We start from the raw sequence: 12162 nt of genomic DNA on the forward strand, positions 1-12162 counted from the left end.
CAGCACTTTTTCTCGGTCAATGATTAGGATAAGTTATAACTTAAAAATTAATCAACAACTAAAGCTTATGCTTGTAGCTAAGTGAAATCATTGATTAAGAGACCTGTACTTTTCAATGACTTTTTCAGCAGACCCTACTTAATTTTTGCTGAAAATTACTGAAAGCCTTACTAGAAAACGGTTTTGGCACTTTTTTAGCCAAAAAAGTGCCAGAAACGAAGGTTGAGAAATCGATCCGAGAGACTCAAAACCCTTGCACTTTCCAGAGGCGATTGCAAAGGGTTCTGCTTGCCAGTGGGCAAGGTCATTCTGTTATTCTGACTTCCCCTCCTGACGACCGGCTACTGACTCCTGACTGGAAAAAGGGTGTAGGGTGTGGGCTTCGGCCGTGAGCTCAGCGTTCGACAAAAGCTCACGCCGAGGTCCGAACGGGTGTAGGGAAGGAAACCTCTTTCATCTGTGGGGGTGAAAATTTTTTCATCGGGACTGACTCCTAACCCCGGCCAGGAACTTTTTGCCGCAAACCCTAATCAGAAATTTTTCAGTACAAAGGCTCTAAAATAACCCGTGCCAGTTATTGGCCAGAAGACTTGTTTTTTCAGTCTTGTGGCTTTATCATGGTTACTGTGTGGTGTGTGTGATGTGAAGGAGTAAGATGACTGCTAATAGCCAACTTATCTCCGTCAAGGCTCTACAAGCTTTGATGAAGCGAGGGTTCAAACCTTCGGTCTCTGGTAGACGGCATCAAAAATCTTGGTTAATAGCTTTAGACGGCGATACCTCAAAACGATTATTCGATATCGTTTTCTCCCTATCGGTTCTAATTTTCTTTTCGCCGCTTTATTTAATCTTAGCCTTACTGATCGCGATTAGCTCCCCCGGTCCAGTCTTCTATATGCAGAAGCGCGTCGGTCAAAACTTCCAGCCTTTCAACTGTATCAAGTTCCGTACTATGGTAATGGATGCCGATAAGGTGTTAGAGAGACTGATGGAAGACTCTCCCCAACTGCGAGCGGAATTCGAGGATAATTTCAAGCTGAAGGACGATCCCCGCATAACTTGGATTGGCAAATTTCTCCGCTTAACCAGTTTAGACGAGTTTCCCCAATTCTGGAACGTCCTGCGGGGAGATATGAGCGTCGTCGGTCCGCGGCCTTTAGTTCCCGAAGAATTGCAGAAATATGGCAATCGCATCGACAAAGTTTTAACTATTCGCCCCGGTTTAACTGGTTTATGGCAAGTTTCTGGACGTAATGACATCCCCTATCCCATGCGGGTGCAGATGGATGTGTATTACGTTAATTCCCGTAACTGGTTAACCGATATCTGGGTAGTCTTCAAAACTATCGGTGTTGTGGTTTTTCCCAAAAATAATGGTGCTTACTAAAGCGGTGGATAGTAATTAAAAATTACTCACTGCTGTTTCAATGTAATGAATCGCTAGACTGGAGGAGAGAAGGGCAAAACTTGCTTTTTTCTCCTCTTTTTTTGATAAGTAGCTGGTTATAATTAAATTAAAAATGGATTTTGCCTTTAATCCCCCCTTGATCTCCCCTTGATAAGGGGGGATGCCGATAGGCGGGGGGATCTGACAACTTTTAACGCCTACCTACTTAAAGATGATCACAGTAATACTAAATCCTGTTTAAAAAGTATAGGACAGTGGGGTGGTTACTGCGTACGCGATGCGGGGGGAAGTGGGGTGATAGGGGAGAGGGGAGCGGGGAGAAACAATTGATAACTTGGGAGTATGTCAAGGCTCTAAATCCTGAGAATATAACTCAATATTCGGTGCTTTCAGATAATCATGCTGTCCATTGTTAACGTGACAAACACATAATAAATTGCGAAAATCGTCATAAAAACACACCTCAACTCCATCAGCAATAGCATACCAAGAAGACTGATGGAAGAAATCATCCACCGTGGTGAAACTAGCCCTTAAATCATGACGATACCAAATTTGTCGATGTTGATGGGAATTCCACTTATATCCTTGAGCTTTTAGCAAGTCTCTAATCTGAATAGTCGGGTGAGAACCCTTCCCTTTTTGATTGCCGATTTCAATAGTTATATATTTTGAATTATCTCCTGGTATTGGATATTCTTGCCAATTAATTTTATTCAGATTTAAATGGGCAAGAAAGGGCGAATAGTTAGGACTTTCTGTAATTATATAGAGTTGCTCGATCGCACGGGTGATAGCCACATAAAAAAGACGACGTTCCTCGGCAACAATTCCCTCGGGATGACTGCCAAAAATTCTAGTAAAAACCCAATCGGGATGAATTAAAGGATAGGAACGATTAACCGCATCTAAAATTATAACAACTTGTTTTTCTAATCCTTTATATTTATGGGATGTGGAAATAGTCAAATGATCTCGCAAATTTTCGGGGAGATATCCACGGATTGCATTAAGAAAGTCTTCTAATTTATTTTGATAATTGACAAACCAATGCAGGTTATTTTTGCGATTGAGTAAAACCACTTCTTGATTATTTTCAATAATAATCTTCTTGATTAAACGTAATAAAGCAGGAGTAATATGATCCCCATTATGATCTTCAATCTCTCTTGGGGTTGGCTCAAAATCTTGTAGATCAACCAGTTTAACAAATCCCGACTCTTTTTTATGAGGTTGAGCGGGTTTTCCTAAACCATTCATCAAATTATTTCCTGTGGTGACAATTGCAGAGGCTGAACGATAATTTGTTGATATATTTAATTTTAGAGAATTGGGAAAATAATTAGCAAAGTTTTGATAATAGTTAAGATCTGAGCCAGCAAAACCATTAATAGCTTGCCAATCATCCCCTACACAAAAAAAACAAGCTTGAGAATTTTGCTGTCTAATGGCTGTGATCAAGCGGTAAAATAGTTCGGAAAAGTCTTGATATTCATCAATTAAAATATATTTAAGTAATCTTAAATCACCCCCACTGGATTTCCGTCTAAAAATTGTTTGTCCAGAGGTGATCAATTTAGATGCTGTTTGCATTAATCCGTCAAAATCTTCTTCTCCTGTAGCTTTTAATCTTTCTAGATACGCTCGATAAAAAACCTGTCCTAATTCTAGAAACTGTGACTCAAATTCCTCTAGACAATTATGATTAAAAATTTTATTCTCTAATTCTTCAGTGGTTAAAAACTGCTGGCGACAGCGTTGCACAAATTGAACCATCGCTTTGGTAAAATGATCGATCGAGCGTCTTTTGACTTTTGCCCAAATTTCATCTTCACTCAGTTTATTACAGAGTAAACCAAAACTTTCAAGTTTATGCTTCAGTAAATTACCAAATTGCTCCTGTGATGCTTTTATATCCCCAGGATTAAATTCAAGAAATTGCCATCGAGCTTGATTTTGAGCATTTTGCCAAAACTGACGTTTTCTTGCGGACATTTCGTCATAATCTGGATCACCCTGTAATCCAAAATATTCAATAATAATTCCTTGATTTTTGCCAGTAAATATGGTAAAGTCTGGCCGATAATTTATGCCATTCCAATCATAGTTACGTTCGTAGCTATAGAATAAATTATGCTCAAATAAAAAGTTTGCGATCGCCTTTTCGCCAAAGGATTTATAGTATCTACCATCTAATCCTTCTCTGGGTAGAGAACGACGATAAGATAACATTTCTTCTCGATTTAATAAATGACCACCTCTAACTAGATTTTCCCAATCTCCGCGAAACTTAGCCATCATTAAATCACGAATCTTTGAGAAATACTGTGGAGACTTGAGGTGATCATCAATTACTGATTGTAAAGCTTTGCTTTTTCTTTGTTCCCCACCGGATTGATCGAAAATTAGTTCTTCTTCTGGGTGAACTAACCCATAAGCTAAAGCATGGAATGTCATCACATAGGGAATGTTATTTGCTGAATTGTGTTCAATTCTTTCTCTTATTTCCTCGGCTGCTTTGCGGTTGAAAGCTAGTATTAATATTTCCCTTGGTAAAATACCACAATGTTTCTGCAAAAATAAAGCTTTGTTGACTAATGTGCTAGTTTTGCCACTCCCCGCACGCGCTAAGACTTGGATATTATTATTAACTTCTCCAATGGCTACAGACTGCTCTAAATCTGGTTTTCTTCCTAGATTTTTTTCTAGCCAAGATTGCACAAATCTATATTTTTCTTGTCCAAATTCTTCCTTAGTCAGATATTTATACAATCTTTCCTGATAAAGTTTATTGACATTAAGGAAATCATATTCAAGAGTTTGATAAATCTCCTCTAGTATTTTATTTTTTATTTCTGGTACTTTTTGGAAAATTTCTTGTACGGTAATAAAGGGAAATATATCACTAAATTGATTAATAATTTTCTCGATTTTATATTCAGCAAAAAAATTACGCTGATACTTAATATGCACAGACACGGTATCATCCTCGTATTTTATGTTGATGATTTGTCCATATTTATAATTCTTAGTGCCTTTTATCCCCGTCTTTTTCCCTTTATATTTCACTTCTGCACGAATACGACTAACCTTTTTACCCACAAGAAGCTTCCAAGCTTGATCATAATTACCAACAAGCTCGGCAAATTCCTGAATATTATTAATTACTAATTGCTTATTTAGGTTTGATTTATCCATTGTCACCTCACCTGACCTTACATGATCGAGTGCTGTCTTTCAGCTATGTTTATTGTTCCCTAGGACAGTGGGAAACTAACAGCGATCGCTTCCCATAAACATAAAGTATAACCTAAATTGGTATTGACGAACAGCTACCGAAAAGGAAAACTTCCTAGAGGTGTGATAAATAGAATTAAATGCTTGATAATCTCGGTTTTTAGGCAAAGGGAGACAGATATCCCCCTATCCCTAGACACATAAAAGTGCGATGTCAAGAAAGAATGGCAATCATACCAAACCGGGGACTTTGCGATAGATAGAAGCGATCGATCCCCGGAATCCTACACTGGTAAATTCTACCTCATCTCCCGCTTCATAGATCTGTTCTTGCCAAACTCCCGAATCCTCGCGACGGTGACATTCAATTTTCATCTGATTTTGATGAATAAGAATGTATTCTTTTAAGGTGGGACAGGTTTGATAATCGCTAAATTTATCACCCCTATCAAAGGATTCCGTAGATTTCGATAATACTTCAATAATCAGAACGGGATAAAGAATAAAATCATCGGTATTGTTAATCTCTCTCTCGTCACAAACCACCGCAATATCGGGATAATAATAACAATTTGCCTCCTCTAACCGGACTTTGATATCGGAAGTGAGAACAAGACAGGGACTATCATCGAGATGGATACTCAATAAAGTGGCTAGATTTGTATTTAAGACAATATGGGGCTTTTTTGCGCCTACCATCGCATAAATCCGTCCTTTTCGGTACTCATGCTTGATCGGACTGACTCTTTCCCCTTCTAGATACACTTCTGGAGAGACATAAAAAAAATTAGGATTCGTCACCATCGTCCCCATGCTCCCTATCCTTGAATAACTGAATTATAGCCTTTCGGAATCATCGCTCTTGGACACAATCTCGCTAGACTTATAGATCGATGATTGTCACTTGTAATATTTATATTACAGTTATGTGACAGACTAGAGATAACGACTCTCAAAGGGACGTTATTTAGGAATGAATCCCGAAAACGATTGATATCCATAGGTTTGCCAGAATGTCCAACGCTAAAAGTTACAAAGATACCGTTAATTTGCCTCAAACTGACTTTGATATGCGAGCAAATGCCAGCAAACGTGAGCCAGAAATCCAGAAATTCTGGCAAGATGAGCAAATATACGAGAAATTAGCGCAAAATAACCCCAAAGAATTATTTATTCTCCACGATGGTCCCCCCTACGCTAACGGGTCTCTGCATATCGGTCATGCTTTAAATAAAATTCTCAAAGACATTATCAATAAATATAAACTGCTGCAAGGCTACAAAGTGCGCTATGTGCCGGGTTGGGATTGTCACGGGTTGCCGATCGAACTAAAGGTTTTACAAAGTCTCAAAAGCTCGGAAAAAGAGGGTCTAACCCCTTTGAAATTACGTCAGAAAGCCCACGATTTTGCCCTTCAAACGCAAAAAGAACAGTGTGAAGGTTTCAAAAGGTATGGAGTCTGGGGAGACTGGGAAAATCCCTATTTAACCCTACAACCTGAATACGAGGCCGCTCAAATTGCCGTATTCGGAAAAATGGCCCTAAAAGGTTATATTTATCGGGGACTAAAACCGGTTCACTGGAGTCCTAGTTCTCAAACCGCTTTAGCTGAGGCAGAATTAGAATATCCCGAAGGTCACACTTCCCGCAGTGTCTATGTTGCTTTCCCGATCACATCAGTTTCAACCCCGGTTTTAACGCCATTTTTGCCTAATTTATCCGTGGCTATCTGGACGACTACCCCTTGGACTTTACCCGGGAATTTAGCCGTCGCATTAAACCCAGAATTAAACTATTCAGTGGTAGAAACTAGCGAGTCTAATTATCTAATCGTAGCGACGGATTTAGTCGAAAAATTGGCCGATACTTTTAACAGGACTTTGACGATTAAAGCAACGGTTAAAGGTCTGGAATTAGAACATACTAAATATCGTCATCCTTTGTTTGACAGAGAAAGTGCTATTCTCATCGGTGGGGATTATGTCACCACCGATTCCGGCACCGGATTAGTTCATACTGCTCCCGGCCATGGTCAGGAGGATTATATCGTCGGCCAACGTTACGGTTTACCGATACTTTCTCCCGTGGATGATAAGGGAAATTTCACCGCAGAAGCGGGACAATTTGCGGGTTTAAATGTCCTGAAAGATGCTAATGAAGCGATAATTTTAGCACTGACAGAAAAGGGTGCCTTACTCAAAGAAGAAGCATATCAGCATAAATATCCCTACGATTGGAGAACCAAAAAACCGACAATTTTCCGCGCAACAGAACAATGGTTTGCTTCCGTGGAAGGATTCCGGGAATTAGCTTTAGAAGCAATTGATTCGGTGCGTTGGATTCCTGCAACCGGTAAGAATCGCATCACTTCTATGGTTAGTGAAAGAAGCGATTGGTGTATCTCTCGTCAGCGCAGTTGGGGGGTTCCTATTCCTGTTTTTTATGACGAAGAAACGAATGAACCTCTGTTAACCGAGGAGACGATTAATCACGTTCAAGCTATCTTCGCAGTCAAGGGTTCTAATGCTTGGTGGGAGTTATCTGTAGAGGAATTATTGCCTCCCAGTTATCGCGATAATGGTCGCAGTTATCGCAAGGGAATGGATACTATGGATGTGTGGTTTGATTCTGGTTCTAGTTGGAATGCGGTGGCTAATGCTCGACCAGAATTAAGTTATCCTGCGGATATGTATCTAGAAGGATCGGATCAGCATCGGGGATGGTTTCAATCGAGTTTATTAACCAGTGTCGCTGCTAATGGTATTGCTCCCTATAAAACGGTGTTAACTCACGGTTTTGTTTTGGATGAACAAGGACGAAAAATGAGTAAATCTCTGGGTAATGTCATCGATCCCAATGTGATCATTAATGGTGGTAAAGACCAGAAAAAAGAACCCGCTTATGGGGTAGATGTGATTCGGTTATGGGTGTCCTCGGTGGACTATACCAATGATGTGAATATCGGTCAAAATATTCTTAAACAGTTGGTAGATATCCGTAATAAAATCCGGAATACTGCCAGGTTTTTACTGGGGAGTTTAAATGATTTTGATCCCGTTAAGGATGCGGTAGCTTATGAAGAACTACCGGAGATTGATCGCTATATGTTACATCGTATCTCGGAAGTGTTTACGGAAGTAACGGCAGCTTTTGAAAGTTTCCAATTTTTCCGCTTTTTCCAGACGGTACAGAATTTTTGTGTTGTCGATTTATCTAACTTTTATATCGACATTGCTAAGGATCGTTTATACATTTCCGATCCTAATTCTTTCCGTCGTCGCAGTTGTCAAACAGTTTATGCTATTGCTTTAGAAAATCTTGCTAAAGCGATCGCTCCTGTCCTGTCTCATCTAGCGGAAGATATCTGGCAATTTCTCCCCTACAAAACTCCTTATTTATCGGTATTTGAGTCAGGATGGCTAAACATCGATCCTGCTTGGAATAATCGCCAATTGGCCGATAAATGGGCCAAATTCCGGCAGCTACGCACCGAAGTTAATAAGGTGATGGAAACTGCCAGAAATGATAAGGCGATCGGTGCTTCTTTAGAGGCAAAAGTTTTACTTTATGTTCCCGATGAAACCTTACAACAGGAGTTAGAATTATTCAACAATTGTGATAGTTTAACGGGGAACAAAGTTGATGAATTGCGTTATCTATTTCTCTCTTCCCAAGTGGAATTAGTCAGTGATATTAGCGCGATTCAAACCGCAGAATATAAAGGAGAATCCGACTTTGTTTCGGTGGGAATCGTCAAAGCAGACGGCGAAAAATGCGATCGCTGTTGGAATTATTCCACTCAAGTGGGAAAATTTGCCGATGATCCCACTATTTGCGAGCGCTGTAATGCCGCTTTAAAAGGAGAGTTCTAAGCTAAACTAAAAGGGTGCTTTATTGTTTAATAAAGTACCCTTGTTTAATACTCAGCTAAAAACTTATTCACAGGTATTAACTCTAGGGAATAGATAATTAGGGATGGAAGATTACCAATCAGCTTTTTTACAACGTCATCAAGATACAGAAATACTGTGTAAATCTAATAGGAAAATAGCTGCTATGCACTTTGGAGGTATTACGATCGAATGTTTGCTGAAATCTATGATCTTAGCTTCGGTATCCAATAAAGAATGGAAAACTAAGTCCAATAACCCCGGACATACCATAACTAATCCGGGTCACAGTTTGACAGCTGCTCTAAAAAGTAATAATCGTCTCTATTCGAGAGTTCAAAATTATCCAGACGTGATAAAATGGATTAATATAGTAGAAAATCCTAGTCAAAATTTTATAGATATGCGTTATTCCAGCAGTGAACCGAATGACGATAAATACAAAGAGTGGTTATCAGCTTATACAGGTCTGAAAAGATGGCTTCAGAAACAAGCTACTCAACTTTAAGGAGATAGTTATGTCAGAAACTTGGTTAAGATCACTGAAACAAAAATTAACAGATATATATGTTCAAAAAGAAGCACAAGAATGGGTTGATCTCAATGTATCTACTGCTGGACTTTTGAATATAACTATCGTCAGTGATAAGTTTGAAAATTTATCAACAACTCAGCGAAGAGAAGCAGTTAAAAATGACATAGAACAACAGCATAAATCTTTAGGTTTTATATCTTTATATACTATTCAGGAGGCAGCCTCTCTCGATCTAAAAGCTCCACAACTTCTGGACGAAAAATCAATTCACACTTGGCAAGATTTAGCCTTGTGGTCAGCTAATCCACAAAATCAATCACCGTCTTCTCCTGAACTTTGTCTTCCTAGAACCGTAACTTTTTATTCTTTTAAAGGGGGAGTAGGTAGGACAACTGCTTTAATTCATGTTGCTTGGATTTTAGCGATGCGAGGTCGTAAAGTAGTAGCTGTTGACTTGGATTTAGAAGCACCGGGGTTAAGCACAGCTTTCCCCTTAAATCCCTCACCGAAATACGGAATTGTGGACTATTTTTATGAAAAATCCTATTTACCAAAAGGTGTAACAGCAAAGATTAATATCACTGAAATATTTGGAGAAGTTAATATTCCCGATGCAACGGGAAGACTATTTATTGTTCCTGCGGGTGATTTGAGTCTTGATTACATTACTAAAGTTGATGATCTGCGAGCAACAACAATTCTCGATAATGGGGAAACACTCTGGTCAAATTTTAGTCGAGAGATTCAAAATCAGTTAAAACCTGATCTTATCTTAGTAGATTCGTGTACTGGAATCAATGAATGGGGAGCTTTATCTTTACTACAGGCAGCCAACGAAGCAATTATTTTTTTATTTCCTAACGAACAAAATCAAAAAGGAATCGAGCTTCTTTTGCAATCTTTGACTTCTTTTGGCCGACTTTCGCTTAATTTTGTTTTTTCACCCGTTCCTGATTTAAGTGATACAGGAATAACTAAAGTTACTCATGCTTGGCAAATTTTACAAAAACATATTGACAAAAATATAGATATAGATGAAACTACCGATCATGATTTAGATATAGATTCAGAAGACTATCTAATCATACCTTATATTCCCTCGATCGCTCTAGCAGACCGTTATCCTGTCACTGGATTACTGGATTATTATACTCCCATTGCTAACTTAATCGATGAAGATACCAATTTTCAGTAGATAGCATCCGAGGGAACCTTGATTCCTTCTTAATTCTCGCTTTGGTCGTGCTTTGATGACATCCCAGCTGCCATTTGCCATTGAGATAAATTTCCCTCTTGACCAATTTGATAGAGCAAGTTTCTTTGTTCTATGTTAAGATGTTGGCGGCTTCGTTTTTGGGTCTGATCTGTTGTTGTATTGATCAGACAGTACCTGATGAGCCTTTTTCTGTCAACTCTTAAGGAGTCGTGCGTTTCATTTTTGAATTGGCAATATTAGGACGGATAAAAATTATGGTTAATTATCTCACTCAAGAAGAGAAATTACTAGCAGCCGAAGAAGAAAAGTATCTAGAGGAAGAAGATGATGTGGATTTTCCTCCTGTAGATATTATTGCTTACAATGAGCAGCGATCTTGCTCTGATCTAGTTAGAATGTATCAAAAAAAACAATTGGTTATCGATCCATATTTTCAAAGAGATGTGGTGTGGACTGATCCACAACAAACTCGTTTTATTGATAGTTTAATGAAACAGTTACCGATTCCTAGTATGTGTATTAGTCTTGACTATAAGACAGATAAACGCTATATCATCGATGGATTACAACGAATTACTACCATCGTCAAATTTTTAACTACTGAAGATTGGAAGCTATCAAAATTACCCGATGTAGATTCGTCTATTTCTGGAAGAACAGTTGAGGAAATAAAAACTCAGCATGAAGAATTATATGAACGCGTAGAAAATATGACTATTCCCATCACCATGATTCGCTATGACTCCAGCAAAAAAGCTCATAATAATTATATTTTTAACATTTTCCATCGCTTAAATACCGGTGGAGTAAAACTTAATAATCAGGAGATCAGAAATTGTATCTATAATGGCGAGTTTAATACTTTTTTAAAAGAATGCGCTCAATATGAAAACTGGCTTTTGCTGATGGATCGAAAGCATCAAAAAGCATCTCGATTTGAAGATGAAGAATTAGTTCTTCGTTTCTTTGCTTTTTATGATGGATACCAGAACTACAAGGGGAAATTGACCGGATTTTTAAATGATTATATGTATAAACATAGATTGGCTCATGAAGATTTTATTCAATCTAAAGATAGATTATTTAAGCAAACTGTTGACTTAATTTATGATAAAATTTCCACAGGAGAACCTCTCAAAACCAGTAAAGTTATTGCTGAGGGAATTTTGTTAGGAGTTGCCAAGAATTTAGATACTTTAGTCAATCTCTCCAATGGTGAATTACAAGACAAGTATTCTAGATTAATAAAATCTGAACCATTTTTGACTAAAAATTTAGCTGGTGGTATTTATCAAAAAGATAAGGCTTTAGAGAGGATTAATACATCTATCAAAATTTTTTCATCTACTGGTAATGATTACTAAAAGTTATTTATTCAAGACGCTAAACAGGCTTGATAAACTCTATAATGACTCTACAAGTGATGATCAAAAGATTTTTTATTCTAAACTAGCTCTTATAGAATTATGTGGCTGGATCGAGGAAACTATGGATGATATAGTTTTAAGATGTGCTAAACGATGCTTAAAGTCCCCAGCTAACCAAAAATTCATCAAAGACGAGATTATTAAGCCTAACTCTAACTTTCAATATGAAGCTTTTAGAAAAATGTTGATTATGGTTATTGGTTTAGCAACATTAGAAAAAATCGAAAAAAAGTTAGAAAAAACCGGTAAAATTAGTGCTTTAAAAGGTGATCTTGTTAATCTAAAGAGAAGTCGCAATCGAGCGGCTCATAGGGAGCATCTCACTTACGCGATAAGTAATTATACTTAGCCTAAAAGCCACTCTTAATCGTGTCTTGGAACGAAATAGAGGCTTTTAAAGACTGCGTACATGGAGAATTAAAACAAGAATTACCCTCGAAAAGCCTATT

The 12162-nt window shown here is 38.1% G+C and carries 8 protein-coding genes and 1 pseudogene; 6 read left to right on the forward strand and 3 right to left on the reverse strand.

Going from position 1 to position 12162, the window contains the following annotated elements; all coding sequences use genetic code 11:
• Positions 1–655 precede the first annotated feature (655 nt).
• Complete coding sequence (locus ACE1AQ_RS19625; protein WP_008202852.1) at positions 656–1387, forward strand: sugar transferase; 732 nt, start codon at positions 656–658, stop codon at positions 1385–1387.
• A gap of 366 nt (positions 1388–1753) precedes the next feature.
• Here the strand turns inward: ACE1AQ_RS19625 and ACE1AQ_RS19630 are convergent, their stop codons facing one another.
• Together ACE1AQ_RS19630 and ACE1AQ_RS19635 are read right to left on the reverse strand one after the other, a co-directional pair.
• Entirely contained in the window at positions 1754–4606 is a 2853-nt protein-coding gene (locus ACE1AQ_RS19630) for a UvrD-helicase domain-containing protein (protein WP_106908698.1), read from the reverse strand.
• Positions 4607–4876: 270 nt separating this feature from the next.
• A complete protein-coding gene (locus ACE1AQ_RS19635) occupies positions 4877–5449 on the reverse strand; it encodes a Uma2 family endonuclease (protein WP_039900140.1) in 573 nt (190 codons plus the stop codon).
• A 209-nt stretch (positions 5450–5658) separates the two neighbouring features.
• On the opposite strand from ACE1AQ_RS19635, the gene ileS reads away from it, so the two are divergent.
• The 3 genes from ileS to ACE1AQ_RS19650 all read left to right on the forward strand — a co-directional run bounded on the left by ileS (position 5659) and on the right by ACE1AQ_RS19650 (position 10265).
• A complete protein-coding gene (ileS, locus tag ACE1AQ_RS19640) occupies positions 5659–8517 on the forward strand; it encodes an isoleucine--tRNA ligase (RefSeq protein ID WP_106908697.1) in 2859 nt (952 codons plus the stop codon).
• Between the two features lie 103 nt (positions 8518–8620).
• Positions 8621–9043: a hypothetical protein gene (locus tag ACE1AQ_RS19645; RefSeq protein ID WP_008202860.1), complete on the forward strand. Its 423-nt coding sequence runs from the start codon at positions 8621–8623 to the stop codon at positions 9041–9043.
• Positions 9044–9053: 10 nt separating this feature from the next.
• Positions 9054–10265 carry a ParA family protein gene (locus tag ACE1AQ_RS19650; RefSeq protein WP_008202862.1) on the forward strand — a complete coding sequence of 404 codons (1212 nt, stop codon included), beginning with the start codon at positions 9054–9056 and terminating at the stop codon, positions 10263–10265.
• On the opposite strand, the pseudogene ACE1AQ_RS19655 reads toward ACE1AQ_RS19650, so the two are convergent.
• Positions 10263–10450, reverse strand: a pseudogene (locus ACE1AQ_RS19655) (hypothetical protein); the annotation flags it as partial. The gene ACE1AQ_RS19650 and the pseudogene ACE1AQ_RS19655 overlap by 3 nt on opposite strands.
• A gap of 90 nt (positions 10451–10540) precedes the next feature.
• Between ACE1AQ_RS19655 and ACE1AQ_RS19660 the strand changes: the two are divergent.
• Both ACE1AQ_RS19660 and ACE1AQ_RS19665 read left to right on the forward strand, forming a co-directional pair.
• On the forward strand, positions 10541–11650 hold the full coding sequence (locus ACE1AQ_RS19660; protein ID WP_110545848.1) for a DUF262 domain-containing protein: 1110 nt from the start codon (positions 10541–10543) through the stop codon (positions 11648–11650).
• Positions 11640–12062 carry a HEPN domain-containing protein gene (locus ACE1AQ_RS19665; RefSeq protein WP_172456666.1) on the forward strand — a complete coding sequence of 141 codons (423 nt, stop codon included), beginning with the start codon at positions 11640–11642 and terminating at the stop codon, positions 12060–12062. The genes ACE1AQ_RS19660 and ACE1AQ_RS19665 overlap by 11 nt, the downstream gene beginning before the upstream one ends.
• Positions 12063–12162 lie beyond the last annotated feature (100 nt).

It is taken from the genome of Microcystis sp. BLCC-F209, from assembly GCF_041928595.1.
Taxonomy (GTDB): Bacteria; Cyanobacteriota; Cyanobacteriia; order Cyanobacteriales; family Microcystaceae; genus Microcystis.